Genomic DNA, 14,246 nt, shown 5'->3' on the forward strand with positions numbered 1-14,246 from the left:
CCCCTTAATTTTTATGAATTTTTACTTCAGCGTTCATTCCAGGAACAACTTGTTTAGACGGTTCTGAATCTAACGTAATTTTAACAGGTATAACTTGAGATACTTTAGTATAGTTACCATCACTATTTGATGATGGCATTAATGAAAAACTAGCAGCAGTAGCTTTTCCAATACTATCAACTTTACCTTTAACAGAAGCTTTTTGACCGTCAATAGTCACATCAACATCTTTACCAACTTCAACATCTTTAATATCTTTTTCGTCAATATTTGCAGTTACATATAAATCATCTAAATTGTAAGCATAAGCAATTGGATTGCCTGCTTGTACCATAGAACCTTCCATGCCATCTAATTTAGCAATTGTACCTTTTTGTGGCATTTTAAGTTCCATATCTTTAGTTTCGCCATCTTGACCTTGAACAGTAACTGTTGCTACTTTATCACCTTTATCAAGTTTATCACCTTGCTTAACATTTAGTGATTTGATTTGCCCAGAAGCTGGACTTGCTATTTTAATTTGATCGCCATTTACTTTAGCATTATCAGTTGTTATATAACTTGTTGTTTTATTCCAGAAATAAAAACCAGCAATCCCAATTGCTAACAGTACAACAACCGTAATGACATTAATTAATATCATCTTTTTCATGAAACATTTCCTCCTATTTGCTTTTAAAATTCACTTTATTTATTATAGAGACATGATAACTAAAAAAACACCAACAATTTTTATAAGAGTGTTGGTTAAAATTCACAAAGGTGTAACAATATGAAACGACAAGCCAAAATAGAAATTCAAAACGCACTTGTTGATTTGATGGCTGAATATCCTTTTCAAGAAATATCCACTAAAATGATTTGCGCGTATTGTAATATTAATCGTTCTACTTTTTATGATTATTACAAAGATAAATTTGATTTATTGGATACCATCAACTCAAAGCATAAAGAAAAATTCCAATTTCTTCTAAGCGCGCTACATCATAATTTCGAAAATATTAAACAGGATAAGCTTAAACTTTATAAATTCTTCATTATTATTGCTAAGTATATCAAGCACAATGAGCAGTTTTTCAAAGACATTTTAGTTACCTATCCAATGAAAACATTATTCATAGACTATATAAATTTAGCGAGAGATTACTATCAACAAATTATGAATGACTATAGTACTACAGTAACCAATAAACAGCTTTATGTTACATATATCATAGGCGGTCAAGCTGGAGTATTTATTAATTGGCTTTCGAATGGTTGTAATGAATCACCTGAAGAAGTTGCTGACATTTTATTGGCTAATACGATTAAACTTCAAAACCAATAATACGGTTTCATTCTAATAAAGAAATGCTATAAAACAACTAGAGAAAGTTAAACCAAATGGACAGATAATAGTACATATGTAACGGTGCTATCAAAATAAAAATGCCGAGATTTCCACATAATAATCTCGGCATTTTTATTTTTGATGCTAAATTCATAGGTCTATGAATAGCTCATGTTTTGTTTTTTAATTTTTCAATTCAATATAATAGAAGAAACTATGTTTATCATCGATTTGTTTTAAATACCTTCATATTATAAATCTGTAAAACAATTAATATAACTGCTGTAGCTATAATAATAATTATGTAAGGTATAGGATTATCTTCACCTTTTACCCCCACTAATGGCGATGCAATACCACCAAATAAAAACTGCACTAACCCTAATAAACTTGATGAACTCCCTCTACCACTACTACTTTCATCCATAGCTATTGTAAAACCAAGTGTCGCAACACCTGTCACTGGTGCTATTAAAATGATAAATCCTATCGCTAAAATCCAAAAGTTCCAATGATTAAGCAATACAATCGTCACTAAAATTACACCGATAATCTGAATCATCGTCATGCCTCTCATCAATTTTTGTGAGTCTATAAAATCAACAAGGTACCCAGTAAGTTGACTTGATATGATGAGCGTAATACCAATTCCTGCAAACATCCAACTAAATTGTATTGCAGTCATGCCATAAATTTTTTGAATAATAAACGGAGACGCAGAAATATAAGTAAATAATATTACAAATGTCATACCTTGAATGAGCATTGGTAATACAAAACGTGGCGTCTTCAATAATATTTTGAAGTTTTTAAACATTGTCTTTAATCCACGACTTGACTCACGATTGGTCACTGTTAATGATTCAGGTACTTTTAATAAAGAACCTATGACCATGACGAAGCCAAAGATAGTCAGAATGACAAAGACCATACACCAGACAGAATAATTTAAAATTATGCCCCCTATTGTTGGCGCAACAACTGGTACAATACCATTAACAAGCATCAATAATGCCATAAACTTAGTTAGTTCATTACCACTATACATATCACTTGCTATAGCTCTTGAAATAACTGCTGCTGCTCCACCTGTGACTCCTTGAAGAAATCTTAATGCAACCATCAGCCAAATATTATGTACAAAAACAATACCTAAACTTGCTAATGTAAAAATAATCATAGCTATAATAAGTGGCTTTCTGCGCCCAGTTGAATCTGAAATTGGACCAGCAAACAAATTACCAAACGCTAAACCAATCATAAACATCGATAATGTTAATTGTGCGTTAGACGTCGTTGTTTGAAAATCATGCCTAATATCTGGTAATCCAGGCAAAAACATATCTATTGATAATGCTCCAATGGCCGTCAAAGATCCTAAAATAATAATAAATATCGGTGAACGCTTGTTAAAATGCGTTAAATCATTCATATGACTATCTCCTTTATATAATGATTAGTTTATAACTATCACGAACAGAAACTAATTTTAAATATGCTCTTTTATATATTAGCATTACTCACAAGTTTCATGAACATCATTACAACTTATAAAAGGTATAAAATGATATAAACCTCAGCACTCCATAAATTTTTTCACAAAAAACAATCCCTTCAAAGTAATTCACACTAATTGTAAATACTTTGAAAGGATGTTGTTTGTATTCCATGACACATGCATCTTATTTAAGATTTATACTCTATTTTTCTGATGTCTTGATTAATTGCAAGCGGTCTTGCGAACCTTGTTCAAGCTCATATTCTTTATCTACTTGCTTACCGTTTTCATTTATTAATCTTACGGTTGCGGTAATCTTATCACCATGTTTTTCGGCATCTATAATTTGTGGTGAACTAATCATCATTAAACTTCCTTTAGATACACGCTTCTTTACATCATCATAAAAAGATGATCCTTTTTTTATATATGACGATACAAAATCAAAATCCGACTGATTAAACGCAGCATTATTCGCTAAAGAATATCCAGCAAAGAATTCTATCAATTTGTTCTTCAAGCTGTTTTCTTCTTTTTCTTTCTTTTCAACATAGTCTTCGATATCTTCACTGTCAAAATTCAAAGTTATTTCTGTATTGTATTTTAAATCGCTGGCTTTAATCGTCTTCGTCTGTGTTGTAAATGTTTTACCTTTCGCTTTACCTGAAGCTGAAATGGTAATATCTTTATTTTGTGGATATGGACCATACGTTTTGGAACTTGAAAATGCCATTTCACGGTCATTTATAGTTACTTTTTTAGAACTATCATTTAATTTTGTATCGCCTTTTAAAGTTACAGATATATTTGCTTCTTCAAAATCTTCAGTAACATCTACCGTTTCAGAATTACTTTGTCTAAAATCAAATTTTAAATGGCCTGCAAAATCACCGTTCTCAGTTGATTTCATAGCTGGAATTCTATATGTCCCCGGTATAAAATTACCTATTGGCGTCACTTTATTTGCTTCAGCTATAACCATCTTTTTCTTACCACCAGATTTAAACTCATATTTTGTTTTTTCTTTCGGTTTAACAATTGGTTGCTTGGTAGGTGCAGTAAAGCTCATATTATCGAAAAAGATATAACGTGTGCCATTTTTACTTACACGTAATATATTTTGACCAGATCTGGTTTGAATATAAGAAGCTACGCTGGTCTTACTCTTATTCAATTTATGTACCGTATTTTTAAGGTCGCTGACAAATTGCTTAAGCCCAACTTCATCTTTGATATAGTTAATGTATACTTTCGCTTCTTCAGAATCTACTTTATTATCTTTAGTACTTAATAATGTTGCTACTTTTTGTTTATCATTATTCTCAATCGCATTCACTAATATTTTAGTTTGCGCTTCAGGTGAATTGAAGTTTCTTAGTAAAAAGAACAATATAATAATTAAGATTAAAATGAAAAAACCAATTGCCCAAGGCACCATTTTTCTCATCTTGATGTTATTAGTTTGTATATCTTCATCGGTTGACTTTCTATATAATGCTTGACGACTATCAAATTTATGTCCACATTGTGTACATATCTGTACATCATCTTGTGCTTGTTGTCCGCACTTCGGGCAAGATTTCATACTTTCACCTCAATTCTGTTCCTCTTCAATTGTTATATGTATATCATAAAAATTATTTTATTATTTTACCATTATTATTTTACAAATATTATCCCAAGAATACAATTCAAGAAATGATTAACTTTACTTTAGAATTGTACCTTATTACATTATTTATGAAAGTACTCTCTCAATTATAACTAAAAAGAAGGTGTTCAATACATACATAATTAGTCTTATATTTGAACACCTTCAAAAACCTATTTATGATTGCTATATGTTTTAATGCGATGATTGATTACTTCTAATACTTGCCTTACATTTTCAATATCTTCAGAATTTAAATCATTAGTAATATCTTGCGCAATATCTGTCATAATCGCATTACGTTCTTTCAAATATGCTCTACCTTTGTCAGTTAAGGTTATGAATTTCAAACGTTGATCAATATTTAAATTTGGTTTATCTAACTTAACTAATTTAGCATCGATTAACTTTTTAATTCGTCGGCTTACTGCGGCCTTATTTACACCTTGTCTTTGCGTGATTTCACTAATTGTCAAAGGTTCTTTATTTAACATACCTAATACGTTAGACTGCTCTAATGAAATTTCATATTCATTTTGTAAATCTTTCAACATTTTTGCAGTTAATGCGTTAACGTTATTTATAAACTGCTCTAAAAATTGAATATGGTCTTGTAAATGTTTTACCATAATTATTTCTCCCTAATTACTATTTTTATAAAGTATCCTCAGCAATCATTGTATCGCACATCTAAAAAACACAAAAATATTGACCCATATATAATATAACAAATTAAGACTTACATGTTGCTACGTTCTCCTTGCTTTAATAAATTAAATCATCTACATTTATATTTAATATTTATTATAAGCGAGGTGTCAGTATGTTATTGAATTTATTATTAATATTTATACTTATCGTTATTTGTCCGTTAATTTTCAACTATACTCTGACGTTAAATTTAACATGCTACATCTTAGTTGTCATATCGATATTTTTGTCACTCATCTATAGCATCATGACCTATACTTTCCCTTGGTCTATGTTTGTAACATTTATAATAATCAGTATTATCATGCTATTCAAACATAGATATTTATTTTCTCATACTTCTAGTCGCTTATTTATTAAAAAATTATTATCTTTTTCATATAAATTTGTACTCTACACATCAGCACTTCTATTTATAAGTACGATTCAGTCACCTATTGTGAAAGGTTTGTCTATGTGGTTCGCTATATTATGTCTTTCCCTGTTACTAACCTTTATTTGTTATCTCGTTTGGACAGTATCATATAGACATAGATCATACAACAAAGAAGTTGATATCATAATTGTGTTAGGTGCTGGTATTTTTACCGAATTTGTCACACCAATGCTTGCAGCGCGTTTAGACCGTGCACTTGATATCTATCAACAACAAGCATCAGCAACAAAGATCATTGTATCTGGCGGACAAGGACCAGACGAACCAATTCCTGAAGCTTTAGCTATGCAACGCTATTTGATTGCACATGGTGTTGATAAAACAGATATACTAATGGAATCTCACTCTATAAATACATACACAAACTTTTTATATTCTAAACAAATCATCAACAATTTGTATCATGAAGCAGTTAAAATTGTTTGTGTAACAAGTCAGTTTCATGTATTACGCGCCTTACGACTAGCCCAAAAATTAGGTTTATCTATCGATGGTGTCGGAAGTCATACACCATATCACTTTTTCTTACATGTGCTCATTAAAGATTATCTAGGCGTAATGTATCAGTATAGATTGTTATTAACGTTATATTGTTCAAGTAGTTGGTTTATATGTCTTTACGCCGCTTTTATTTATAATAGTTAATCCACAAACAAACTATTATTATAGGTTGTTTCTAATATTGCGTCAAACTATCTTTAAATATTCGTTAATCCTTGATTAGACAATTGTTATATTGAAAATAAATAAACTAAAGCACGTCATCATTTTATATAATAGTGACGTGCTTTTTTGTAGACCCAAATCATATTCTGTTATCTAACTTTTATACTACTATGTCTTAAATCATTAACATTTAGCGTCTTTGCAAGCCACTAATCAGTTATTTTGCCATCTTCTAATTCAATCACTCGATCTGCATATTCAAATAATCTTCGATCGTGTGTAATCATAATACCAATCATTTGTTGTTCTTTAATTTGTTGACGTATCATCTCAACAACTTTTGTTGCTCTATCGGCATCTAAACTTGCTGTGGGTTCATCTGCTAAAATGATTTTCGGATTATTCATAAATGCTCTCATAATCGCAACACGTTGCTTTTCACCCCCAGATAACTGATGCGGATATACATTCAAGCGATCTTCTAAACCAATATTTTTCAAAAGTTGTATTGCTCTTTTTGAACTTTGTTGTTTGGTCATTCCCGCTTCTTGGCCTACGAGTGTCAATTGCTCTATCACTTTTAAATAAGGAACTAAATGTGAAGATTGAAAAATAAAACCAATATCTTCCAATCGTAAATCACTAGGACGATGCTGTTTATCAAACAATGGTGTATCATTGTAAAGCACTGTACCACTCGTTTGACTTAACAATCCGCCTAATATCGTTAGCAATGTTGTTTTCCCAGAACCAGAGGCACCATTTAAAATGACAAATTCCCCTTGTTCCACTTCAAAATTAATACCTTTTAAAACTTTTGTTTCAGACAAACCTTCTCCGAAATTTTTGACGATATCTTCAACGACTAATGCCATTATTCTGCACCTCCAATTGCTTCGATAGGATCCACTTTAAATAATTTGACAAATGATAGTGAGGCACCTAAAATCGCTACTAATATAAATATCCCCACCATCAATAAAATATTTTGCGTTGTTAAGTAAAAAGGCATGGTAACCGGCATCATAAATGATAGTCCTACTATGATAATCACAGCAATACCTACCCCAATTATTGTTAGTGTTAAAATTTGTAAAACTAACGCACTCAATAAATGTCTTGTCTTAATACCAATTGCTTTCAAAATGCCAATTTGTGATATTTTTTGAATCGTCATAACATAGAAAAATGCACTTAGAACAATTGCTGTAATAGCAAACAAACTAACAATCATCATATTTAACGGTGCTTGCTCTGCTTGATAACTCGCAATATTACCTGTTAAATCTTTTTCACTCACAACTTGAACGTCATTTATTTTATTAAGCTCATCACGTTGTTGTTGCGTTAAATTTTTCACTGGATAAAATGCCGTATTAACCTTATTCAATGCATTAAATCCGTTATCGTTCAATAGCACAATGGAACTATGCGCATACATTGTGTCGTTTAAAATACCAGAAACTCTATAACTAGTTGAATTATTTTTAAAATGTAATCTATCCCCGACTCTAATGTTGTCTGCAGCTAACTTATCATTAATAGCCACCTCATGAGCATTTTTAGGATAATCACCTTTTTTAAGTTGTAAGCGTTGTTGTTTAACGTCATTCATTGTAATCACATCTTGTTCTTTATTAGATAATTTTAATGTTTGAACATTCATTTTATGTGGTTCTTGATGAATTACCTTTTTAATTTGATTCTGTTGCGTATCACTAAGTTGCGATTTCTCAATTTGCGGCTCTTTCATTTTTTGAACAACATATTCATCATTATCAAAGTGTTCAAATAACGAAATATTCTCCCTACCAAGCCCTTGAGCTAAACCACTAATAAATAACACCATAATACTTAATAAAAGAATGATTAATGTGATTAAAATATAACGAAATTTGTAAAACATAATCTCTTTTATCGCTAATTTCATATCGATTCACTTCTCCCTATTTCTTCTTTAGCGTCAGTATAAGGTTGAAATATGAACTCAATATGAACAATTGTTTTTTTACGCAAAAATATTTTACATGTATAATAAATGAAAAAGATAAGGGAGTTTATAGCTATGGTGCAATGTCTTGTTGTCGATGACGATCCTCGAATCCTAAATTATATAGCTAGCCATTTACAAACAGAGCACATTGATGCATACACACAACCAAGTGGTGAAGCTGCATTAAAACTTTTAGAAAAACAGCGTGTCGATATTGCAGTGGTAGATATTATGATGGATGGTATGGACGGCTTTCAATTATGTAATACATTAAAAAATGATTATGATATACCAGTTATTATGTTAACAGCGCGGGATGCACTTAGTGACAAAGAGCGTGCGTTTATAAGCGGTACTGACGATTATGTAACCAAACCCTTTGAGGTTAAGGAACTTATTTTTAGAATTCGTGCGGTATTACGTCGATATAATATCAATTCAAATTCAGAAATGACCATTGGCAACTTAACGCTAAACCAATCCTATTTGGAACTCCAAGTATCTAATAAAACGATGACGTTACCGAACAAGGAATTTCAATTATTATTTATGCTTGCAACACGTCCTAAGCAAATCTTTACTCGTGAACAGATAATAGAAAAAATTTGGGGCTATGATTATGAAGGGGATGAACGAACAGTTGACGTTCATATTAAGCGACTACGCCAAAGATTAAAAAAATTAAATGCCACACTTACAATTGAAACAGTAAGAGGACAAGGCTATAAGGTGGAGAATCATGTTTAAAACACTCTATGCTAGAATTGCGATTTATTCCATTACGGTTATTTTATTTAGTGCATTAATAAGTTTTGTATTAACAAATGTTTACTATCATTATAATTTAAAAGCATCTAATGACGCGAAAATCATGAAGACGCTTAAAGAAGCAAGACAATATGAACAATCGGCTAAACCAACGCACATTCAACAATATTTCAAACATTTAGGGCAAATGAATTACCAAATAATGACCGTTGATCAAAAAGGGCATAAGACATTTTATGGGGAGCCTTTTAGAGAAGATACTTTATCACAAAATGCTATTAACAACGTGTTAAATAATAAAGATTACCATGGTATTAAAGATAAACCATTCGCATTATTCGTAACTGGATTTTTCGACAATGTAACAGATAATACTGTTGGTATTAACTTTAAGACAAAAGACGGTTCAATAGCAGTATTCATGCGTCCAGATATTGGAGAAACATTTAGCGAGTTTAGAACATTCTTAGCCGTCTTGTTAATGTTGTTATTATTTATCTCGATTTCATTAGTTATCGCATCAACCTATTCAATCATTCGTCCAGTAAAAAAGTTAAAGCTAGCGACCGAACGCTTAATTGATGGTGATTTTGAAACACCTATCAAACAAACACGCAAAGATGAAATTGGAACATTACAGTATCACTTTAATAAGATGAGAGAGTCATTGGGACAAGTTGATCAAATGAGGCAGCATTTTGTACAAAATGTATCTCATGAAATCAAAACACCATTAACACATATTCATCATTTATTAAGCGAGTTACAACAAACTTCTGATAAAACATTACGACAACAATATATAAATGATATTTATACCATTACAACGCAGCTGAGCGGATTAACAACTGAATTGTTGCTCTTATCCGAATTAGATAATCACCAACATTTATTATTCGATGATAAGATTCAAGTCGATCAACTCATTAAAGATATCATTCGACATGAACAATTTGCTGCTGATGAAAAGTCGTTAATCATTTTAGCTGACCTAGAATCAATCAATTTCCTAGGAAATCAACGTTTGTTACATCAAGCATTGAGTAATTTATTAATAAATGCTATTAAATATACAGATGTTGGTGGTGCCATTGACATCGCTTTGCAACATAGTCACAACAACATCATTTTCACAATAAGTAATGATGGTTCACCAATTAGTCCACAAGCTGAAGCACGTTTATTTGAACGTTTTTATAAAGTGAGCAAACATGATAATAGCAATGGTTTAGGTCTTGCAATTACAAAATCCATCATTGAATTGCATCATGGTACAATCCAATTCACACAAAGTAACGAGTATGTAACCACCTTTACTATTACACTGCCAAATAATTCACATTAATCTCTACCTCCTGAAAAACATTTCTGTTTTTATTTCAGGAGGTATCTTTTATATTGATTAGCGCTTTCTAGCCACTTAACATTTAATTTCTACCATTCAACACATTTTAAATATATCGATGGTCGTTTATGGTTTAATAATTTTGAAGGAGGCATTAACCTATGATGAAACTCAATTTATTTATCAATGCAAATGAGACGGAATCTTATATTGATATACATGCACCTAAAATGAATGATCACGTTCAAAGTATTATTAATGCAGTCAATGATTTAGACAAATCACATACATTAGTCGGATACATAGACAAAGAAATCCATATCATTCATATATCAGATGTTATAACATTCCAAGTTATTAATAAAAATGTAACAGCCATTACAAGAAATCAAAAATTCAAACTAAAATTACGACTTTATGAACTAGAAAAACAATTACCACAACATTTCATTCGCATTTCCAAATCAGAAATCGTCAACAAGTATTGCATTGAAAAATTATTATTAGAGCCAAATGGACTTATACGTATGTATCTTAAAGACGCACACTACACCTATTCTTCTAGACGTTATTTAAAATCTATAAAGGAGCGCTTATCAATATGAAAAATTTGAAAAACTCATTATTCATTAGCTTAATCATTGGTTTGACCCTTTCACTGTTCTTTAGTATGTTATTTGCAGACGGCAAATATTATCCACTGAACCCACAATCAACTATTGGCATATTGTATTATACGCATTTCACAGAAACTACCGTAATGTTGATTTCTATCATTTTATGGTTACTCATAGGCGTCGTCTTTTTCCTTGGAGATTTTATCTTTAAATACACAGATTGGGGCATTACTAAAGCAACTATAGTGCATTTCATAACAACGTATGTCGGATTCTTACCTTTAGCAATACTTGCCGGTTGGTTTCCACTAACAATAAATTACCTAATCATATTTACAATTATCTTTATTGTGGTTTACACATTGATTTGGATTATTCAATTCTTTAGAAACAAGAACTACGTAGACACTATTAACGAGCAACTGAAACAATTAAAATGATTTTTATTAAAATTATAAAAGCTATACATTGCATTAAAGTAGTCTCTTCTGCAATGTATAGCTTTATGTCGTATTTATTTTAAATATGCATGAACTGAATAATATCTTTTTACTATTTTCAAATTGAATTGTAACTGCAACTGTCCTTTACGACATCAACTTATCATGATAAAAACCTAACGAAATGCATTTTCAAATATTTTATTCATAATTTCTGCTACTTCTTTAGGACTTTCTTTATATCCTCGTTTGACCCAATCTTGCAACACACCAATGATTGCATTACTCATAAAAATAAGTAAAAAATACTTTTCCTTCGTCGTTAACATTTTTGTATTTAATACTGGTACAACATTAATTTCGATACGTTGTTGTAGTGATTTTTTTATGACTTGATGTAATTTATAAGCACTCTCATCACCTAATAACATTAAAATGAGTTGACCTTCGCTTAGCCAAAAATAAATCATCTTTTTTAAAAATATTGCTTGTGTCAGAGTTTCACTTTTAAGAAATTTCTTTTTTGCTTCTTTTAACAATGTATTAAGATAGCTGTATATAAAATCATCTTTAGTTTTGTAATGTGTATAAAAGGTTGTCCGACTTATTTGACCCTTTTCACATATATCTTTAACAGTTATATCATTATATGCCTTCGTTTTTAATAGATTTACCATTCCATCATGTATGCGATTTATCGTTTTCGTAACACGACTATCCGTAAAAGCTGTTTGATCCATATGCCCCACCTTTTTTCTGAACACTAAAAGAAAATATGTTCACTATCTATTAATATTTTATTCGCAATCTTAATATACGCTTAAGATGATATATAAATAAAGTGAAATGTATCTCAATTTAGGAGGGGTTGTCATGGACGCAACTATCGCGAAGTTGGATAAAGTTGAAAAAACGTATAATAAGCATCACGTATTAAACGAAATTAGTATGTCAATCAATAAAGGTGAACTTCTAGGGTTAATAGGTCCTAGTGGTTCTGGTAAAACAACAACAATAAAGTGTTTACTAGGTATGGAAAAGATAGATTCTGGATCTGCAGAAATTTTCGCACATAAGATGCCTAATCGCAAAGCTTTAAATCGATTAGGCTATATGGGGCAAACTGATGCATTATACGAAAACTTAACTGCTTATGAAAACCTAGAGTTTTACGGTCGTTTGTCAGGACTGAAAGGAAATGTATTAAAAGATAATATTGAAAAACATATCGTTCTAGTGAATTTAGAGCAAGCGTTAAATAAAAAAGTTGCACAGTTTTCAGGAGGCATGAAACGCCGATTATCTTTAGCAATAACATTGTTGGCCGAACCGGAATTAATCATATTAGATGAACCAACTGTAGGCATTGACCCTAAATTGCGCCAACAAATATGGCAACAATTCAAGCAAATGACCAAAAACGGAAAGAGTGTCGTCATCACAACACATGTTATGGATGAGGCGGAACGTTGCGATAAAGTTGGACTTATTGTCGACGGAAGAATATTTGCTATAGATACGCCAACCAATTTAAAACAAAGATTTAATGTAGATACAATTGAAGCGGTATTTATTAAAGCTGAGGAGGTTCGTCAATCATGAAAATTTTAGCTATTGTTAGACGAATATTAAAAGAAATGTTACGTGATAAACGTACACTTGCGCTAATGTTTCTAGCACCAATTTTAATATTGACACTTATGTATTTTATTTTTAACGGTGATGAAAACGATTTAAAAATCGGTATCGATACATCTGTTTCATCAAATATAACAAAACAATTGCCATCATCCGACATAAAAACTCAAACGTTCCATTCTCATGAAAATATCAAATCTAAAATCGAGAATAATCATCTTGATGGTTATATTTACCAAGAAAATCAAACATTGCATGTCATTTATACAAATGAAGACCCTAACAAATCTAATATGATCAAACAAATGATTGGCAAAGCTATACAACAAGATAAAATAAGCAGTATAAAGCATCTAATTGAAAAAGCACCTCCGACAATGAAAGCACCAAACAAACAAGATATTAAGATTTCACATTCCTATTTATACGGTAATTCTGATAGTACTTATTTCGATAAAATGTTTCCAATACTAATGGGCTTCTTTGTATTTTTATTTGTATTTCTAATATCAGGTATAGCTTTATTACGTGAACGTACAACAGGTACGTTAGAACGTGTATTATCAACTTCAATTCGTCGAAGTGAAATCGTCCTTGGTTATCTGATTGGCTATGGTATATTCGCAATCATTCAAACATTAATCATAGTCCTATTTTCAATATATTTATTGAACATTAATTTAGCAGGTAGCTTATGGTATGTAATTTTGATTAATATTTGTTTAGCTATTACAGCATTATCTATGGGAATTTTCATTTCAACGTTTGCTAATTCTGAGTTTCAAATGATTCAATTTATTCCACTAGTTGCTGTACCTCAGGTATTCTTTTCAGGAATTTTCCCACTTGAAAATATGCCTGATTGGCTAGGTAACATTGGCTATATCTTCCCCCTCAGATATGCTGGTGATGCTTTAACCAATGTTATGATTAAGGGGCAAGGTTGGAGTAATATATGGTTCGATTTACTAATTCTAATGATTTTTATCATGGCCTTTATTATCTTAAATATTGTTGGTTTAAAACGATACAGACAGGTATAAATTCTCCAAAACTTTTAAATGACTTCAATCAAGATAAGCTTCTAAATATAAAGCACTGATAATAAAAACAACCACTAAAAAAACGGTAATGTCTATCACATTAAAAAAGA

16 protein-coding genes are annotated in these 14,246 nt (G+C 31.0%); 8 read left to right on the plus strand and 8 right to left on the minus strand.

The genetic code is table 11. The features are described from left to right. Window positions 1-4 precede the first annotated feature (4 nt). Window positions 5-652, minus strand: coding sequence for an HlyD family secretion protein (locus tag JV528_RS03070; protein WP_000738244.1), 648 nt, complete (start codon window positions 650-652; stop codon window positions 5-7). 120 nt (window positions 653-772) lie between these two features. Here JV528_RS03070 and JV528_RS03075 point away from each other — a divergent pair, with 120 nt between their 5' ends. After that, window positions 773-1,327: a TetR/AcrR family transcriptional regulator gene (locus JV528_RS03075; protein ID WP_000828571.1), complete on the plus strand. Its 555-nt coding sequence runs from the start codon at window positions 773-775 to the stop codon at window positions 1,325-1,327. A gap of 226 nt (window positions 1,328-1,553) precedes the next feature. Here the strand turns inward: JV528_RS03075 and JV528_RS03080 are convergent, their stop codons facing one another. From JV528_RS03080 to JV528_RS03095, 4 genes are all read right to left on the minus strand, one after another. Next, window positions 1,554-2,762, minus strand: a complete 1,209-nt coding sequence (locus tag JV528_RS03080) for a putative multidrug effflux MFS transporter TcaB (RefSeq protein ID WP_204177274.1) — start codon at window positions 2,760-2,762, stop codon at window positions 1,554-1,556. 109 nt (window positions 2,763-2,871) lie between these two features. Next, window positions 2,872-3,000: a hypothetical protein gene (locus JV528_RS03085; protein ID WP_001792264.1), complete on the minus strand. Its 129-nt coding sequence runs from the start codon at window positions 2,998-3,000 to the stop codon at window positions 2,872-2,874. 30 nt (window positions 3,001-3,030) lie between these two features. Beyond that, entirely contained in the window at window positions 3,031-4,413 is a 1,383-nt protein-coding gene (gene tcaA, locus JV528_RS03090) for a glycopeptide resistance protein TcaA (protein WP_000833799.1), read from the minus strand. Window positions 4,414-4,652: 239 nt separating this feature from the next. Beyond that, window positions 4,653-5,108, minus strand: coding sequence for a MarR family transcriptional regulator TcaR (locus JV528_RS03095; protein ID WP_000238542.1), 456 nt, complete (start codon window positions 5,106-5,108; stop codon window positions 4,653-4,655). Between the two features lie 194 nt (window positions 5,109-5,302). Here JV528_RS03095 and JV528_RS03100 point away from each other — a divergent pair, with 194 nt between their 5' ends. After that, window positions 5,303-6,271 carry a YdcF family protein gene (locus JV528_RS03100; protein WP_014532687.1) on the plus strand — a complete coding sequence of 323 codons (969 nt, stop codon included), beginning with the start codon at window positions 5,303-5,305 and terminating at the stop codon, window positions 6,269-6,271. A gap of 230 nt (window positions 6,272-6,501) precedes the next feature. Here the strand turns inward: JV528_RS03100 and JV528_RS03105 are convergent, their stop codons facing one another. Further along, complete coding sequence (locus JV528_RS03105; protein ID WP_001229913.1) at window positions 6,502-7,167, minus strand: ABC transporter ATP-binding protein; 666 nt, start codon at window positions 7,165-7,167, stop codon at window positions 6,502-6,504. After that, complete coding sequence (locus JV528_RS03110) at window positions 7,167-8,222, minus strand: ABC transporter permease (protein WP_000761393.1); 1,056 nt, start codon at window positions 8,220-8,222, stop codon at window positions 7,167-7,169. Before JV528_RS03110 ends, JV528_RS03105 begins: the two co-directional genes overlap by 1 nt. 135 nt (window positions 8,223-8,357) lie before the next feature. On the opposite strand from JV528_RS03110, the gene hssR reads away from it, so the two are divergent. From hssR to JV528_RS03130, 4 genes are all read left to right on the plus strand, one after another. Then, window positions 8,358-9,032: a DNA-binding heme response regulator HssR gene (gene hssR / locus JV528_RS03115; protein ID WP_000249498.1), complete on the plus strand. Its 675-nt coding sequence runs from the start codon at window positions 8,358-8,360 to the stop codon at window positions 9,030-9,032. Beyond that, window positions 9,025-10,398 (plus strand): heme sensor histidine kinase HssS, encoded by a 1,374-nt coding sequence (gene hssS, locus JV528_RS03120; protein ID WP_000477338.1) that lies wholly within the window; start codon window positions 9,025-9,027, stop codon window positions 10,396-10,398. The genes hssR and hssS overlap by 8 nt, the downstream gene beginning before the upstream one ends. A 161-nt stretch (window positions 10,399-10,559) precedes the next feature. Next, entirely contained in the window at window positions 10,560-11,003 is a 444-nt protein-coding gene (locus JV528_RS03125; RefSeq protein WP_000977024.1) for a LytTR family DNA-binding domain-containing protein, read from the plus strand. Continuing rightward, window positions 11,000-11,455, plus strand: coding sequence for a DUF3021 domain-containing protein (locus tag JV528_RS03130; RefSeq protein WP_000793174.1), 456 nt, complete (start codon window positions 11,000-11,002; stop codon window positions 11,453-11,455). Before JV528_RS03125 ends, JV528_RS03130 begins: the two co-directional genes overlap by 4 nt. A gap of 176 nt (window positions 11,456-11,631) precedes the next feature. On the opposite strand, the gene JV528_RS03135 is transcribed toward JV528_RS03130, so the two are convergent. After that, window positions 11,632-12,195, minus strand: a complete 564-nt coding sequence (locus tag JV528_RS03135) for a TetR/AcrR family transcriptional regulator (RefSeq protein ID WP_000372856.1) — start codon at window positions 12,193-12,195, stop codon at window positions 11,632-11,634. A 133-nt stretch (window positions 12,196-12,328) separates the two neighbouring features. Here JV528_RS03135 and JV528_RS03140 point away from each other — a divergent pair, with 133 nt between their 5' ends. Next, window positions 12,329-13,057 carry an ABC transporter ATP-binding protein gene (locus JV528_RS03140; RefSeq protein WP_000340142.1) on the plus strand — a complete coding sequence of 243 codons (729 nt, stop codon included), beginning with the start codon at window positions 12,329-12,331 and terminating at the stop codon, window positions 13,055-13,057. Further along, complete coding sequence (locus JV528_RS03145; protein WP_000696064.1) at window positions 13,054-14,136, plus strand: ABC transporter permease; 1,083 nt, start codon at window positions 13,054-13,056, stop codon at window positions 14,134-14,136. The genes JV528_RS03140 and JV528_RS03145 overlap by 4 nt, the downstream gene beginning before the upstream one ends. Window positions 14,137-14,246: the final 110 nt, after the last annotated feature.

Source organism: Staphylococcus sp. GDB20D11A, assembly GCF_016893255.1.
Taxonomy (GTDB): Bacteria; Bacillota; Bacilli; order Staphylococcales; family Staphylococcaceae; genus Staphylococcus; species Staphylococcus aureus.

Bases quoted from the DNA above. Each gene is read 5' to 3' on its own strand.
- JV528_RS03070 (WP_000738244.1), bottom strand. From the start codon at position 652: ATGAAAAAGATGATATTAATTAATGTCATTACGGTTGTTGTACTGTTA.
- JV528_RS03075 (WP_000828571.1), top strand. From the start codon at position 773: ATGAAACGACAAGCCAAAATAGAAATTCAAAACGCACTTGTTGATTTG.
- JV528_RS03080 (WP_204177274.1), bottom strand. From the start codon at position 2,762: ATGAATGATTTAACGCATTTTAACAAGCGTTCACCGATATTTATTATT.
- JV528_RS03085 (WP_001792264.1), bottom strand. From the start codon at position 3,000: ATGGAATACAAACAACATCCTTTCAAAGTATTTACAATTAGTGTGAAT.
- tcaA (WP_000833799.1), bottom strand. From the start codon at position 4,413: ATGAAATCTTGCCCGAAGTGCGGACAACAAGCACAAGATGATGTACAG.
- JV528_RS03095 (WP_000238542.1), bottom strand. From the start codon at position 5,108: ATGGTAAAACATTTACAAGACCATATTCAATTTTTAGAGCAGTTTATA.
- JV528_RS03100 (WP_014532687.1), top strand. From the start codon at position 5,303: ATGTTATTGAATTTATTATTAATATTTATACTTATCGTTATTTGTCCG.
- JV528_RS03105 (WP_001229913.1), bottom strand. From the start codon at position 7,167: ATGGCATTAGTCGTTGAAGATATCGTCAAAAATTTCGGAGAAGGTTTG.
- JV528_RS03110 (WP_000761393.1), bottom strand. From the start codon at position 8,222: ATGAAATTAGCGATAAAAGAGATTATGTTTTACAAATTTCGTTATATT.
- hssR (WP_000249498.1), top strand. From the start codon at position 8,358: ATGGTGCAATGTCTTGTTGTCGATGACGATCCTCGAATCCTAAATTAT.
- hssS (WP_000477338.1), top strand. From the start codon at position 9,025: ATGTTTAAAACACTCTATGCTAGAATTGCGATTTATTCCATTACGGTT.
- JV528_RS03125 (WP_000977024.1), top strand. From the start codon at position 10,560: ATGATGAAACTCAATTTATTTATCAATGCAAATGAGACGGAATCTTAT.
- JV528_RS03130 (WP_000793174.1), top strand. From the start codon at position 11,000: ATGAAAAATTTGAAAAACTCATTATTCATTAGCTTAATCATTGGTTTG.
- JV528_RS03135 (WP_000372856.1), bottom strand. From the start codon at position 12,195: ATGGATCAAACAGCTTTTACGGATAGTCGTGTTACGAAAACGATAAAT.
- JV528_RS03140 (WP_000340142.1), top strand. From the start codon at position 12,329: ATGGACGCAACTATCGCGAAGTTGGATAAAGTTGAAAAAACGTATAAT.
- JV528_RS03145 (WP_000696064.1), top strand. From the start codon at position 13,054: ATGAAAATTTTAGCTATTGTTAGACGAATATTAAAAGAAATGTTACGT.